This is a genomic window from Lentibacter algarum (assembly GCF_018860975.1).
GTDB lineage: Bacteria > Pseudomonadota > Alphaproteobacteria > Rhodobacterales > Rhodobacteraceae > Lentibacter > Lentibacter algarum_A.
Genome location: NZ_JAHKQI010000006.1, coordinates 186,474 through 200,512 on the forward strand (window position 1 = coordinate 186,474; position 14,039 = coordinate 200,512).

At 53.4% G+C, this 14,039-nt stretch carries 13 protein-coding genes and 2 pseudogenes; 4 read left to right on the forward strand and 11 right to left on the reverse strand.

Annotated features, from left to right (window positions below; all coding sequences use genetic code 11):
- Positions 1-369 precede the first annotated feature (369 nt).
- The 7 genes from KO498_RS18190 to KO498_RS09245 form a co-directional block, all read right to left on the reverse strand.
- Positions 370-792 (reverse strand): plasmid mobilization protein, encoded by a 423-nt coding sequence (locus KO498_RS18190; protein ID WP_252731358.1) that lies wholly within the window; start codon positions 790-792, stop codon positions 370-372.
- 41 nt (positions 793-833) lie between these two features.
- Positions 834-1,238, reverse strand: coding sequence for a hypothetical protein (locus tag KO498_RS09225; protein ID WP_354667650.1), 405 nt, complete (start codon positions 1,236-1,238; stop codon positions 834-836).
- Between the two features lie 68 nt (positions 1,239-1,306).
- On the reverse strand, positions 1,307-1,705 hold the full coding sequence (locus tag KO498_RS09230; protein WP_215959616.1) for a helix-turn-helix domain-containing protein: 399 nt from the start codon (positions 1,703-1,705) through the stop codon (positions 1,307-1,309).
- Between the two features lie 219 nt (positions 1,706-1,924).
- Positions 1,925-2,284, reverse strand: coding sequence for a tyrosine-type recombinase/integrase (locus tag KO498_RS18195; RefSeq protein WP_354667652.1), 360 nt, complete (start codon positions 2,282-2,284; stop codon positions 1,925-1,927).
- A gap of 9 nt (positions 2,285-2,293) precedes the next feature.
- Complete coding sequence (locus KO498_RS18200) at positions 2,294-2,956, reverse strand: site-specific integrase (RefSeq protein WP_252731360.1); 663 nt, start codon at positions 2,954-2,956, stop codon at positions 2,294-2,296.
- Positions 2,953-3,144 carry a hypothetical protein gene (locus KO498_RS09240; RefSeq protein WP_215959617.1) on the reverse strand — a complete coding sequence of 64 codons (192 nt, stop codon included), beginning with the start codon at positions 3,142-3,144 and terminating at the stop codon, positions 2,953-2,955. Before KO498_RS09240 ends, KO498_RS18200 begins: the two co-directional genes overlap by 4 nt.
- Positions 3,145-3,168: 24 nt before the next feature.
- On the reverse strand, positions 3,169-3,363 hold the full coding sequence (locus tag KO498_RS09245; protein ID WP_215959618.1) for an Arc family DNA-binding protein: 195 nt from the start codon (positions 3,361-3,363) through the stop codon (positions 3,169-3,171).
- Positions 3,364-3,447: 84 nt separating this feature from the next.
- Here KO498_RS09245 and KO498_RS09250 point away from each other — a divergent pair, with 84 nt between their 5' ends.
- The 4 genes and pseudogenes from KO498_RS09250 to KO498_RS09260 all read left to right on the forward strand — a co-directional run bounded on the left by KO498_RS09250 (position 3,448) and on the right by KO498_RS09260 (position 6,906).
- Positions 3,448-3,786 carry an Arc family DNA-binding protein gene (locus KO498_RS09250; RefSeq protein ID WP_215959619.1) on the forward strand — a complete coding sequence of 113 codons (339 nt, stop codon included), beginning with the start codon at positions 3,448-3,450 and terminating at the stop codon, positions 3,784-3,786.
- 429 nt (positions 3,787-4,215) lie between these two features.
- A pseudogene (locus tag KO498_RS18205) lies at positions 4,216-4,485 on the forward strand (UvrD-helicase domain-containing protein); the annotation flags it as partial.
- A 212-nt stretch (positions 4,486-4,697) separates the two neighbouring features.
- Positions 4,698-4,919, forward strand: a pseudogene (locus KO498_RS18210) (IS3 family transposase); the annotation flags it as partial.
- Between the two features lie 166 nt (positions 4,920-5,085).
- On the forward strand, positions 5,086-6,906 hold the full coding sequence (locus tag KO498_RS09260) for a hypothetical protein (protein WP_215959621.1): 1,821 nt from the start codon (positions 5,086-5,088) through the stop codon (positions 6,904-6,906).
- Positions 6,907-6,981: 75 nt separating this feature from the next.
- Here the strand turns inward: KO498_RS09260 and KO498_RS09265 are convergent, their stop codons facing one another.
- The 4 genes from KO498_RS09265 to KO498_RS09280 form a co-directional block, all read right to left on the reverse strand.
- Positions 6,982-8,310 (reverse strand): TolC family protein, encoded by a 1,329-nt coding sequence (locus tag KO498_RS09265; protein WP_215959622.1) that lies wholly within the window; start codon positions 8,308-8,310, stop codon positions 6,982-6,984.
- Positions 8,311-8,358: 48 nt separating this feature from the next.
- Positions 8,359-9,555 (reverse strand): HlyD family type I secretion periplasmic adaptor subunit, encoded by a 1,197-nt coding sequence (locus tag KO498_RS09270; protein WP_215959623.1) that lies wholly within the window; start codon positions 9,553-9,555, stop codon positions 8,359-8,361.
- A gap of 27 nt (positions 9,556-9,582) precedes the next feature.
- Complete coding sequence (locus KO498_RS09275) at positions 9,583-11,790, reverse strand: type I secretion system permease/ATPase (RefSeq protein WP_215959624.1); 2,208 nt, start codon at positions 11,788-11,790, stop codon at positions 9,583-9,585.
- An 80-nt stretch (positions 11,791-11,870) separates the two neighbouring features.
- Positions 11,871-14,039: hypothetical protein (locus tag KO498_RS09280; RefSeq protein ID WP_215959625.1), on the reverse strand; the 2,169-nt coding region annotated here is incomplete at its 5' end.

The window sequence follows — 14,039 nt, forward strand, 5'->3', positions numbered from 1 at the left end:
CCGTTTACCCAAAAAGAAACCTATAAAGAGAGCACAGTAACCTGCCACTTTGAGTACTATTATGGAAACCAGCATAGCACCAGAATAGCTTTGAACCCTGATGCGGGTTACACGCCGAATGTTGTTACATTTGTGATGCGGAATTCCGATACGGGCAAGACCACTGGGCTCAACACTTGGGCGAGCGGAATCTTAGAGCCGGCACAAGGTGTTGGAGGCGACCAGATAGTGACAGGCTATAGCTCTACTTCTCAAACTGACTCATATCGCCAAGATCACCCATCGCGTGACGAAGCAATGGCTGCGAAGTGGAAAACATGCGATATTAGTGGGATCACAAGTATTCAAATTCTAGCAGGCTCACCATTTCTAGTGGAAGGTTCTGGTGAGGAAAGTCCGATCGACGTGATTTACGTGGAACTCTACGATAACTCGGACTTTATTCGCGAAAGGGAGCGATAGGCAAATCGCGCGGTTCAGCCAGCGGGCGATCTGGTTGAGGTTGCCGCCGATGCGTCCGACAGCCAGCACAAGTGCGGGATCAACACGGGGGATGGGCTTGCGACGTCGGGCTTCGGTCAGGCCAAGCGCCTCGCGTAGAAGGGTCGCTGCGGGCAGGCCAGCCGCCTCGGCTTTGGCGCGCAACTGGGCCTTCTCTGCCGCTGTGCACCGGAAGACGAAGGTCTCGGTCAGTGGCTCGTTGGTGCGGGCTTTTCCCGCGCCGGTGGGGTTCGAAGGGGAGGCTTGCCGCCCCTCGCAAGGTCCCGTGTCAATAGCGTCAGCGTATGACATGGGTCGCCTTGCTGTTTGCTCTTCGGTGGGATCGGTGGCGGTCATGATCTGAGGCCTGCGGCTTGGATTTGGGCCTGTGTTACCAGCTCTGCGGCAAGCAAAGCCGTCACTTGGGTGCCCGTGATGTGTTTGCACATCGGGCTGCGATCATTGATCCAGCCGGCCAGCCGCGCATGGTGATCGGCGTGTAACGCTGTCGCTTTCTCTCGGTCTGCCGCTTGCTTCTCGACATAAATCTGCCAGCGCCGCGACTGAAACCAGTTGTCGGAAAAGCAGACTTTGGAACGGGTGAAACCTGCACTGTCGGCGGCATAGGCTTGGACCGCCTGCCGCAAGTCCTCCGATGCGACCCCCTCCTTCATGGCCTCTTCGATCTGGGCAATGCAGGTCACTTTGCCCCGCAATCGGTCGGGCGGGTAGGCTTCTAAAATCTTCTCAGCCTCCACCGCCTCGCGCCTGCGCGAAGGAGGTTCCTTTGTAGGTTCAATGGTAAGGTTCCTGTCCCGATTTGAGACTACCCCCGTCTCACCCTTGAGACTTTTCCCCCGCTTTTTTGAGACGTTTCCCCCGTCTCATTTTGAGACACAACCCCGTTGGGACCGCTACTACCGTCCTTTGGGCGAGCGCTTGGGCCTAGGGTGAGATCAAGGTGCAGCTCATACTGATTGGACCCACGTCCGCCATCGCCATCACCACGGGCGTGGCGTGTGACTAGGCCGCTTTCTTCCAATGTCGTCATGTGCCGGAACAGTGTTGCACGACCCATCTCGCATTCGTCCGCCAACCGCTGTGCGCTTGGATTGCACTGGCCGGTTTCCTTGTTGTGGAAATCCGCCAGTTGGATCAGCACGATCTTGGCGGCGGGCTTTAGGCCTTTGACATTCGCGGCCCAGATCAATGCCATGCCGCTCATAGCTGTGGGCTGACTTGGATAGTGGTATCAAGTTCGCATCTTGTTCGACAAATGTCCTGATACTCGAAACGGCCTAAGCTGTTGTTTTTATGAATAAAGGCAATGGATTGCAAATCCGTGTACACCGGTTCGATTCCGGTACTCGCCTCCAATAAAATCAATGGCTTGCGTCATCCTTACTCTCCTTCACTGCCATTTTTGAAACAATCGTTGAAACTTTCACGTTTCGGTCTTGCTTCGCTCCATTTGATTTCTTGCCTCTTGAGCGCGCTTCGCGAGCTCCCTCTGCCGGATCGGCCCTCCGTATTTTTTCAGCATCTCGACGCCTGAGTGACCGGTGACCGCCTTGACCATCTCGTCATTACATCCAGCCAGATACAGCTCGATCGTCTCGTTTTTCCTGAGCCCGTGGGTTTTGTAGTAGCTCGCCTTCTCGTGCTTCATCTTCTTTTTGATGGTGCGCATTTCCTCCGCAACGATCCGGTAGCTCACTGGTCGATCCTTGGCGTCGGCCACAACAGTGCCGTCTGTTGGTGCGAACCCCTCGAGATGGGCTTTCAGGCGGTCGGTGAGCGGGATCCAAAGCGGCTAGTCGGTTTTGCCCTGCGTGAAATCGAATCCTTCATCGGAGAAGTGCTCCCACTTCATCCTCACGACGTCGCCAATTCGCTGGCCTGTGCCAACGCAAAGTTCGTAAACCAGCCGTGCCCTCTTTGAAGCCAGCGCTTCGAACTCAGCCCGCACATCGTCTGGCCAAGGCTCCCAACCGTCGCTCTGTTGTTTGAATAACGGAATGCCTTTCGCTGGATTACCGTGTTCTTTCTTGATGAAGCCAATCAAACGCGCATGGTTCATCAAGACGACCATCACTTGGAGCAGATAGTTCGCCTGCCGCCGATGATCAGCATTGGCGCGGTGCAGTTCATAAATGTGATGCGTTTCTATCCTAGCCGGGTCTTTCCCTGCCCAGATCTCGCGGATGTGGCTGATGTATCGCCGATAGTCAGATTTCGTCAGGGGCTTCAGTTTCTTGTACGCGTCGCTCTCGTAGTAGCTAAGGATCAACGCCTCAAAGTTTCGTTTCACCGGCGCAGGCGCTGGCTTTCCCTTCAGCAACCGATTGTAGTGATCCCAGAGTTCCGGCGAGCCTGCCTCCTCATGCATCATGACGGAGATGTCACGCGAACGCCGGATAAAACGCAGATACCCTCTGTCGTTATAGACGTATTTTGGCAGGCTCTTTCGGGTCATTCGCCCATTCTCAAGTCACTGTTGAGAAAGTCGTCTGCGGCCTCTGGCGCGATCATGTTGGCATCAACGATGACACTACCATCAGACTTGATCTCAAGCTTTGCGCGCTGCCAACCTGCTTCCCGCGCCTCGCGGATGAAGGCCGAGGCTGCCTGTTTCGCCTTTGTTTGTGCACTTGCTTTGGTCATCGTATCGGCACCTCTCTCACTTCGTTAAAAACGCGCATTATCACTCTGATCTATAGTGATTTTCCCAAATGCTCCGGATGTAGAACGTCTGTCCTTTGCCGCGCGAGTGGCACGGATCACTTCAGAATTTTGGGAATTTCCATTGCGATCGGACTCTGCCTTGATCCGCTCTTTGAGCTCTTGCGGAAGCCGAAGCTGCATTGGTTTACGACTGTTCATGAAACGCCTCCAGGTTGAAACCACAGCTCGTTAGTGGCACTTAGCCACCATTGCGTCAATTGCATTTTATGGCACAGTGCCACCATGCCAGAACAAAGCTCTCAAAGTCAGGATAAATTCATTGTGCGGCTGCCCGACGGCTTGCGCGATCGAATACGCCTTGCGGCTGAGGCCAACCATCGCAGCATGAATGCTGAGGTCGTTACCCTCCTCGAAGAAAACTATCCGGTTCCAGTGCCGGAAAACGTCACCGATCCTGCTGCAAGGCTTCTCTTTTGGCTTGCCAAAAGAATACGACGCAGAACGCCCAAACCGGGTTCAGCGAGGGAGCGCCAAGCGGTGCTCTACGAGACAATTGCCAACGAGATAGTAACGCGGATGGTCGCTATTGAACGCAGCGATGCGAAGAACGAGCGCGGCTAAGCACGCAGGAAAGAGCTCGAATTGATTGAGTGGATTATTGGAACGGCCCTACTCGGCGGCTTGCTATTTGGTGGCAAAGGGCAATCGAAAGACCCCGGCCCCAAATTGGCACGCACTAGCTTAAAGCTAGTGGAGTCAACGCTTTCAATAACCAAAGACTCTGAATACTCCGCTTGGAGAGCAAAGTGGGAAGGCGAAGTTGATCCAGATAGGTGGGTCCCTAAAGGTGCGGCCGAGAGCATTATCCGACGCTTTCCACCATTTAAGAGCGGGAGCGAAGACGCTGAACCCACTTCGCAGCATCCACGTTTTCAGAAGGCGCTTTCGAAAGAGTTCGATGCGGCCAACTCCGCTTTTGGCAAAAAACAGAAAGAGCGATTGAGCGAATTTTTTTCGTCAGTCGAGCGGAACCCTCTCACCGATGAGCAAATGGATTGCTGCATCTGCATGGACAACACGCTTCAAATCGTTGCCGCTGCAGGATCTGGGAAAACATCAACTATCGTTGCACGTGTCGGGTATGCGCTAAAGGAAGGCTTGGTCCCACCTGAGGAGATTTTGATTCTTGCGTTCAACCGATCCGTAAAGGACGAACTGGAAGCTCGCATCAAAGAACGCCTTGGTGGTTTTCCCAATGTTCAACGCATTAATGTAAAGACATTCAATGCTTTCGGACTGGAGTTAATCGGAAAGAGCACCGGGCGAAAGCCGAGGTTGGCTGACTGGGTTGAACCTGGCAAAGACGTTCAGGCCATCTCAGAAATTGTAGAAGTCCTTCGCCAACGCGATCCCCGCTTCCGGCTTGACTCGGATCTTTTCAGAACGGTCTACGGTCGCGGCATCGATGAGTGTGAGAACCTCAAGCAACCTGAAACCGATATTCATCAGAAGTGCGCGAACGTGCTGTGCGGATGGTGTTCGAGCATCAGGGCGAATTTGATATCCAATCTGCTGCGACCAAATCAATTGCGCCTAAGATTGGCTGTGGGTCTGATACGCTTCGGGCGGGGGGCAGGCGTGCTGAGACAGATAGCGGTCGACGCGATGGTGTGACGACCGCCGAACGGGATCGGATCAAGGCACTTGAGCGCGAAAACCGCCAGCTGAGGCAGGCCAAAAAACGCGAAAGGAGACCACACAATTGACTGCCAAATAAACGCTGATACATAGATAAGGGTGGGGCAATTCTCGGCGGAAATATCGGATCACGTCTCAGCGGAAATCAACACAAGAGCTCCCAAAACCCCGCCATCTTAACCGCCTATTGAAGATCTTTTGAACAACAAATAGGAGACCAGAATGGCACGAAAGAGAAGCTCTGGGCATCAGACGATGCTTAATCGGGTACAGCAGGGCAAAGCTCAAAAGTCACGCCAGTTGCGCAAGACAACCGCGATGTCCCGTGAGTTGAAATCTCCCCTCGCGCCTTACCCGCTGGTCGATATCAACGTCCTCATAACCCAAGCCCTAGATGCTATACAATCCACGCTGGAAACTGGTGCTGACAACCCCGTCACTTCACCGAAATCACCTCTGCGGGTGTTCTTTGCGTTCAGCGACGGAAACCAACGCGCCCGTGTTGTACTCTTTACGGGTATAAACCTTGACGACCTCGCGCAGCAGGCCTTTGCATGGGGAAAGCGACAGGATGAAACCGTTTCCACGGCGCGTTGGCTGCGCGTCGATCGGGTGGATCAGGCATGGCCAATGACATGGGCTGAGTGCCAGAAGAGGATTGAAACCACCAAGAGGAACTACTTTCGATACGGGATCACCTTGGATCGAAGTTTCAAACAGGCATTCATGGAACAAGAAATCAACGCCAATGCCATGCTTTACCTTGGCGGCAAAACCCTAAACTCCAGAGTGAATACCAAAAACTCCACTATTTATGGACGTCGACGGTTCGGAAAAGGCTTTCAGCTCCCACAGGATCCAGAGCACCAGGTTCTAATATTCACAACGAAGGGATTCTTCATTCAGGCCGGCCGACCTGCCGTTCATCTGAATGGATTTGATGAGGACACGGGTGGTCGCAATACCGGCCGGCGGGTTATCAAATGCCTAGACAAACCCGTCGTAGACAAGCTCATCAGTGATTCCAGTCAGTTCCTTGCGGCACAAGTGGGGGATGACGGGCGTTTTGTGTACGGGCTGCACCCCTGCTTTGATCGGGAGATTAACGCCTACAACACCCTGCGCCATACCAGCACTATCTACGCCATGCTGGAAGCCTGGGAGGTCACGCGGAATCCTGCGCTCAAGGCGGCGATCGACAGGGCTATCGGGTATCTGGTTCAGGATTTGATCCGTATCTATACGCCCGAAGGGGAAGCGCCAGTTGCCTACCTGCAGGATGCCAACAACGAGATCAAACTGGGTGGAAGTGCTGTTTGCCTTCTTGCGCTTGTGAAATATACTGAGCTGACGTCGAACCAGCAATATCTACCGCTCCTTGAGAAACTGGCACTTGGTGTTCGAAGATTGCAAGATCCGGAAACGGGTCAGCTATCTCATGTGTTGAATGCGGATGATCTCTCCGTCAAGGAAGTGTTCCGCATAATTTACTATGATGGGGAAGCAGCTTTCGGTCTGATGCGCCTCTATGGTCTCACGAAAGATCCACGGTGGTTGGAGACCGTCGAATCTGCTTTTGCATATTTTATCGCAAACAAGCACTGGAAGACCCATGATCATTGGCTCAGCTATTGCGTAAACGAGTTGACGCTTTACCGGCCCGAAGAGCGTTACTTCGAGTTCGGGATCCAGAACTTTGTCGGGCATCTGGATTTTGTCATCGAACGGATCACAACATTCCCGACCCTTCTTGAGTTGATGATGGCTGCGCATAAAATGATCATCCGCCTTCAGAGCAGTGACGAGCATAGGCATCTGATCGACCAGATCGACATCGACAAATTTTATCGCGCTCTGGAAGCGCGTGCCCAGTATCTCCTGAACGGCTTCTTTTGGCCCGAATTCGCGATGTACTACAAGAACCCCCAGCGGATCCTTGGAGGGTTCTTTATTCGACATCAATCTTTCAGGGTAAGGATTGATGATGTCGAGCACTACCTCTCGGGGTATGTCGCTTATCTGCAGCATTATTTAAAAGAATGAACGGCCGAGAAAACCCGACCGTCATTCAAACTTTCGGAAGTATGCAGGGCTGGATATCCGGCCCCGCAAATTTCATCAAAACCCGTCTGATGTCAGCGGGTATCCGTAAATCTGAAATGCCGTAATCCCGAGGTGTTGCCGCAAAGTGTCGCTGCGGGCAGCGCACTGGACCAGACTTTTCTGAAGGTCATATTTGACTTCATTGAGCTCCGCTTGGCGATCATAGACTGACTCCTCCATATCAAGAAGGTCTGTAATCACGCGCGTTCCCAGGTTGATATACTGGCTGCGATAAAGCTCGCGGGTTTCTTCGAGTAAACCGATCTGACGTTGTAACATCACCTGTTTTTCACGCAGCACAGAGAGGTCTCTCTGAAGACTGGTGGCATCTAGGATCGCGTTCCGCTCTTCGGTCTCCACAGCAGCCTCTGCGCCGGCATAACGATTGCGGGCTGCATTTTCGCGGGCTTCAACAGCGCCCCCTTCAAGAATTGGTGCGCTCACACTCACATTCATACCTGTGGTGACGCCATTGCTGCCAGCAGTCACACGGCCCAGAGGATTCAAACTAATCCGTGGGAACCTGGCCCTTTCAGCTTCTTCGAGCGAAAGCCTGGCTTCAATAACTTTCAGCTGGGCTATTTTAAGATCATCGGTTTCACCACCGGCAGGAGAGCAGATCTCGGGAAAGTTCGGGATAAAGCCACCTTGTCGTTGCCCAGTCAGCCGAAAAAGCCTGTCGCGTTCTTCGGAAAGCTCAAGCTCTGCATCAAGCACATCGAACTCGGCCCTTTCTACGCGGTTGCGGGTTTCAAGAGCATCAGAGGACCCCGTGGCTCCTATCTCCAACCGTACGTCGATTAGGTCTTGTAGACTGCGCAATGCAGAGAGTTTTGCCCTCTGGATCGCAAGCCCGTCCTCCAGCGCCTGTATCCTTCGGTAGGTCAGCAAGCTGGATACAATGGCATTATCAACCGATGACTGGAATGTCATGTATTGTATTTGCAGCTGGATATCTGCGGCTTCAATGGCGCGCCGTGTGCCGCCAAAGTCCAGGATCGTTTGGTTTCCGGAGAGTTCCAGAGTGGAGTCGCCCACGCTGGCGCTCCCTTCCCCGCCCGTCAGCCCGAAACTCACGCTCGGAAACAGGGCTGCCCTTTCGATTGCTATCTGGTCCACACTGACTTCCGTCAGACTCGCTTGCTCCCGCACTTCGCTATCCATCAGGATGGCGGATCGGGTCACGCTCGGTGCGGTCCCTCCGGGTCCGGGGGTCAATTGCTGCAAGGTCGCCCCGCGATCCGCTATCCGCGAAACTGTTTCACTTGGCGGCCCGGATGCACAGCCGCCCATGATGGAGACCGCAACGAGCAGCGCAAACCTCTTTGAGTTATTGGTCTTCATGTTTCCCCTCAAACATCAGACAAGAGACGTCAATCTATTATCTAAAGGTCACCTTTCTCTCATTGCCTCGCTCGCTCGATTGAACGGTTGGATCAAATATTCCAATACCGTTTTCTCACCAGTGTGTATATCAACCGTCGTCATCATACCCGGCAGGATGGAAAAGCGTGTTCCCACTTCATTTACCAGCGCGGTGTCGTCCGTCTTGATCAAAACCCGATAGTAGAATTGCTCTCTGCTAACTTCATCCTGTATCGTGTCGGGTGAGATTGTGACAACTTCCCCTGCTAGACCACCGTAAACCGAATAGTCATATGAACTTACTTTTATGTTCGCAGGAAGTCCTGGCCGTATAAAAGCAATATCTCGCGGAGTAACCCGTGCTTCTATCATGAGTTGATCATCGAGGGGGACGATCTCCATCAATCGCCCATTCGGTGAAACCACTCCACCGATCGTGCTGATCTCGATGTTCTTGACAATACCGCGCACGGGAGAGCGTAACGTGAGACGGTCAACCACATCATTCCTCCCCCTGACTATGGGCCGTAAGGCTGCTATTTCCGCCTCTGCATCCGAGAGGTCCTGCCGCGCCGCGATATAAAACTCCGAGGATATGTCTGAACGCTGGATTTCAAGGTCGATCACTTCTCGCTGTAGACGCGTGACATCGAAATTGCTGGTTGCTCCCGTCACTCTCAGTTGTTCGTTGATCTCCAGTTCGTCGGATGCCAAGGATATTGCTCTGTCCAACATTTGCAGTTTTGCCTCAAGACCAAGAGTGCGTGCGTCGTGCAGCTGGGTTTCCACGGCTACTAAATTCGGGAAATCATTCAATTCCTCAGGGAAGCTCAAGGGCTCCCCTGTTATCTCGGACACAAGTCGCGCGGCTGTGGCTAACGCTGCACGAAACTTCGATAGGGTCTCTTCAGCCGCGGCCGTTCCCTGTGTCGGATCCAATGTGGCAAGGATTTGTCCGGGCTCGACCACCTCATCCGGCACGACTTCCAAGCTGGAAAGAATGCCGCCTTCCAGAGATTGAATGACCTGAACGCTTGTCGTCGGGACAACACGACCGCTACTTGTGGAAACTTCATCCAAGACAGCAAAATTCGCCCACACAAGTCCGGCAGCAAGCAATACGAAAACATAGAATATGACGCGTTTTGACCGTGTGACGCTGACCTCGTCATCTTCGCCAAAAATCAACCCCGCATCTGCTGCAGACAGTCCTTGGTCAGACATCTAGTTTCCCCTCATTTCGTTTCGGCATTATTTGTCACTCACTAACACAATCGTAGGTTTTTTCGGGCTGGTTTTGGTCACCGTTTTCCGCGATGCTTTTCGCGACCTCTCTAGGAAGGACGCCTTGCTTTCGTCAGACAGGATCTTTCCACGTTCGACAACTATGATCCGATCCACTAAATTCAGGACGCGCATCCGGTGCGTTGCCAAAATAACCGTCCGGTCATTCATCCATTCTTGCAAAGCATTGATCAGGTTCTGCTCGGTCTGTTCATCCATAGATGCCGTAGGCTCATCGAGAATGAGCACCCGAGGGTTGCGAAGGATTAACCTCGTCAACATCAGCGCCTGTCGCTGCCCACCAGAGAGCCCCCGACCGTCTTCTAGCAACGGATAATCGAGCCCTTGTGTCATCCGGCTTACGAAGTCTATCGCGCCGGATATCTTTAAGGCCTCTAGTATTTCCTTATCCGTTGCTTGGGGCGAGCCCATCATCAGGTTGTCGCGTATCGTACCGTGAAACAGCCGAGAGTCTTGCGACAACAGCGAAACATCACGCCTGACGTCGGAAGGATCGATCTGCCCAAGAGACATATCATCCAGAAGCACTTCACCTTCACTTGGCTCAAATGTTCCTGCCAGCGCATACAGAAGCGTAGATTTCCCAGCCCCGACCCGTCCGAGAACAGCAACCTTTTCTCCAGCGTCAATTTTCAGGTCATTGATCGAAAGGGCAAGGTTCGCCTTTTCTTCGTCGTGAAAGAAGTTTGCTCCCTTCAGGTGGTACGTCCCGGAAATTGCCGAAACACCGATACGGCTTTCCCTGTCAGGATGATCCACTGGCATCTGCATAACCGCATCGACACTCTTGTAGCTCAGTTTCGCCTGCTGCATTTTGCTGAATATCTGTGTGAACTGTGACATGGGGCTCATCATGCGCGATCCAAGCAGGGAACAGGCAACCAATGTCCCTGTCGTCATGTCTCCCGCAATGACCATCGGTGCGCCGACAAAAACAATCGTCGCAAACACGCTCATTTGCACCGCATGTGCCCATGATTGTAGCGTGCTGGTGATGTCTCTTTGTTTGAGTTGCGCTTCTGCCGTTACGGCATTGAAGTGGTTCCATCTTTGCTGAAACCGAGTTTCAGCTTGAAGTGTCTTTATGTCTTCGGCCCCCTGCACCGCTTCGATAAGCATAGCATTTCGCATCGAGGCTTCACGCATACCTTCGTTGACATAACGGTTAAGCTTCTTTTGGAAGAGAATTCCGGGCAGGATCATCGCAATGGCGGCCACTATCGGAACGAGAACAAGCGGCCCGCCGATATACCAAAAAAAGAAGAGAAACATGAAGAAGAACGGCAAATCCGCAAGGACAGTAATTGTTGTTGATGTCAGCATTTCGCGAAGGGACTCCAGATCCCTCAACTGCGAAACGAACGAGCCGGTTGATTTCGGTCGTGCCGAACTTTTCACTCTCATTGCGTGACCGAACACCTGATCTGACAATCGGATATCAGATCGCTTGCCGAGAGTATCCGCAATTTTCGTGCGGGTGCGCCGCATTATAAAGTCAAACACCGCTGCCAGCATGACACCAATAAAAAGAACGTAAAGCGTATTGAAGGACTCTGCGGGAACCACCCGGTCATAGACCTGCTTTGAAAACAGGATTCCTGTAAGACCAAGCACATTTGCAGTAAAAGTCGCGATCATCACATAGCCGTAAGGGCGCAAATCCGGCAGAGCGAAACGCCGCAACCAGCCTTTACGGTATGGCGCGATGTAATTATCAACACGCTCATCCACAAGCGTCCTCAGTGGCCGCGCAGAGATGAAGTGAAGGCTTTCGGACATGAGATCTGAGAGCTCAAGGCTGACTTCATCCTGTTCATCGGAAAGCAAAACGCCTGCTTGGCCTGATTTACTCAGGGATACGACAAGACCCAAAGTTCCGTCTTTTAGTTCGCAGATCACTGGTAGGCGCCATGGCGTCAATTCCAATTGATCCGGTGTGTAGATCTTGATCCGGAGGCCAAGATGTCTGCCCAGTGTAATCAACCGTTCTGCTTGTGGCCTATCCGCATTCCATGCGGCGCTATTCAAGGCAGACTGTGCTGAAAAGGAAATGCCGTAGTGTCGGGAAATATGGCCCAGACATGTGATCCAGCCTTGAGCGTCTAGAGTGTCAGTGTTGCATTTGCCGTCCGAGATGGATTCTTGATCGTCCATGATAACTCCATCTTGTCGAGATACTAGGAAAGCGCGCCGGTTTGACCCGGCGCACCGTCTTTTCAAGGCTACAAGATTGATTAGAAGACGTCTGTGCCGCCCTGATCATCATCTTGTTTAAGGGAAGCCATATAGTCAGATCCAGCGTTCTCGACATCGCCTTTCGGGGGGGCAATCTCACCATCATCGGCAGATTTGCCCAAGAGGTCAGCCGGAATTTCACCACCTTCATCAAGCATTTCGCTAGCCTCTGGTATCATTCTGAAGGCTACTGATTCAGCCTCACCATCATCCAGACTGACATCAATTGTCAGATCAGCATCCTGCTGCTCTAATGTGACGGTATTCTCGACTGTGATCGTGAACACATCCTCCCCTTCCCCTTCTGACGGGTCAGGAGTGTAAGTGTAGGTGCCGTCTGTACCAATATCAAGCGTGCCGAAGTCCCCGACAACAGAGCTGCCTACCGGCGTATCCACCCCGTTGAACTGGACAGATATGACCTCAAGGTTGCTGTCATCATCGGTTGAGTCATCGATGAAGTTTCCTGTCGCCGCCTCACCGACAATAACCTCTTCAACCTCGAACAGGTCTGTCGCTTCAACTTCAATTGTGCGGATTAGAAGAACCCCTACAGAGATAAGACCTGGATCCGGAACAAGTGCTGCGCGATAGTCACCAGTCGGCAGATTTTCTACAGTGAAGGTACCTTGTGTAGCCCCCAGACCGAGAACGTCCAGGCTCAAGATCCCATCGTTGAAAGACCCACCCAGATCATCCGGCCGTATCCAATTACCATCCTCATATCGTTCGATGATGACAACGTAACTATCGAGAATTCCGATGTCCAAAGCGCCGGAGATTTCTAGTGAAAACTCGGTGCTGTTGTCACTTTCTTCTAGGTCGAATTCAACCAGAGGATGACCGGAGCCAATATCGAGGCTTAGAAGGTTACCGACGCTAAGCCCAATCAAATCAGTCTCAGAATCGTCGTCTGTCGATGGGCTGTTCTCCGATTCGTATGTGATCTGGGTCTCAATGGTTGCTGTTTCTTGCACGTTATCAAGATCAAGAGTCTGAACCTCTACCGCGCCGAGTGATACAGCCATGCCTTCGTTGCCCGCCTCATCAATCTGACGCACCTGAACAAGGCCATCAGCGTAGACGCCTTCAGACAGTTCAAAGCTGGTTCCTGTACCATCCTCCCAAGTGCTGCCGTCCGTCGTATACTGCCAGGTCGCACCCGGCTCGAGGTCACCAACATTGACGGTACCATCGCTGGTGATGCCATCAGCATCATCACCGGTGTCAGTCGCCAAGGCGGCAGTCGGGGCATCCGGATCGGTTTCATCAACCTCTACCGCGCCGAGTGATGCAGCCATGCCTTCGTTGCCCGCCTCATCAATCTGACGCACCTGAACAAGGCCATCAGCGTAGACGCCTTCAGACAGTTCGAAGCTGGTTCCTGTACCATCCTCCCAAGTGCTGCCGTCCGTCGTATACTGCCAGGTCGCACCCGGCTCGAGGTCACCAACATTGACGGTGCCATCGCTGGTGATGCCATCAGCATCATCACCGGTGTCAGTCGCCAAGGCGGCAGTCGGGGCATCCGGATCGGTTTCATCAACCTCTACCGCGCCGAGTGATGCAGCCGGGCCTTCGTTGCTCGCCTCATCAATCTGACGCACCTGAACAAGGCCATCCGCGTAGACGCCTTCAGACAGTTCGAAGCTGGTTCCTGTACCATCCTCCCAAGTGCTGCCGTCCGTCGTATACTGCCAGGTCGCACCCGGCTCGAGGTCACCAACATTGACCGTGCCATCGCTGGTGATGCCATCAGCATCATCACCGGTGTCAGTCGCCAAAGCGGCAGTCGGGGCAGCAGGGGCTTCTACGTCAGCATCCGCATCCGCGTCAGCATCCGCATCAGCATCTGCATCGGCGTCCGCATCAGCATCTGCGTCGGCGTCGGCATCCGCATCTGCATCGGCGTCAGCGTCGGCATCAGCGTCAGCATCGGCATCAGCGTCGGCGTCAGCATCTGCATCTGCATCCGCGTCCGCATCGGCATCAGCGTCAGCATCAGCATCTGCATCCGCATCGGCATCTGCATCAGCGTCTGCATCGGCGTCCGCATCGGCGTCCGCATCGGCGTCAGCATCCGCGTCAGCATCAGCATCAGCGTCGGCGTCAGCATCTGCATCCGCGTCGGCGTCGGCATCCGCATCCGCATCGGCGTCCGCGTCGGC

Bases quoted from the DNA above. Each gene is read 5' to 3' on its own strand.
- KO498_RS18190 (WP_252731358.1), bottom strand. From the start codon at position 792: ATGTCATACGCTGACGCTATTGACACGGGACCTTGCGAGGGGCGGCAA.
- KO498_RS09230 (WP_215959616.1), bottom strand. From the start codon at position 1,705: ATGAGCGGCATGGCATTGATCTGGGCCGCGAATGTCAAAGGCCTAAAG.
- KO498_RS18200 (WP_252731360.1), bottom strand. From the start codon at position 2,956: ATGACCCGAAAGAGCCTGCCAAAATACGTCTATAACGACAGAGGGTAT.
- KO498_RS09240 (WP_215959617.1), bottom strand. From the start codon at position 3,144: ATGACCAAAGCAAGTGCACAAACAAAGGCGAAACAGGCAGCCTCGGCC.
- KO498_RS09245 (WP_215959618.1), bottom strand. From the start codon at position 3,363: ATGAACAGTCGTAAACCAATGCAGCTTCGGCTTCCGCAAGAGCTCAAA.
- KO498_RS09250 (WP_215959619.1), top strand. From the start codon at position 3,448: ATGCCAGAACAAAGCTCTCAAAGTCAGGATAAATTCATTGTGCGGCTG.
- KO498_RS09260 (WP_215959621.1), top strand. From the start codon at position 5,086: ATGGCACGAAAGAGAAGCTCTGGGCATCAGACGATGCTTAATCGGGTA.
- KO498_RS09265 (WP_215959622.1), bottom strand. From the start codon at position 8,310: ATGAAGACCAATAACTCAAAGAGGTTTGCGCTGCTCGTTGCGGTCTCC.
- KO498_RS09270 (WP_215959623.1), bottom strand. From the start codon at position 9,555: ATGTCTGACCAAGGACTGTCTGCAGCAGATGCGGGGTTGATTTTTGGC.
- KO498_RS09275 (WP_215959624.1), bottom strand. From the start codon at position 11,790: ATGGACGATCAAGAATCCATCTCGGACGGCAAATGCAACACTGACACT.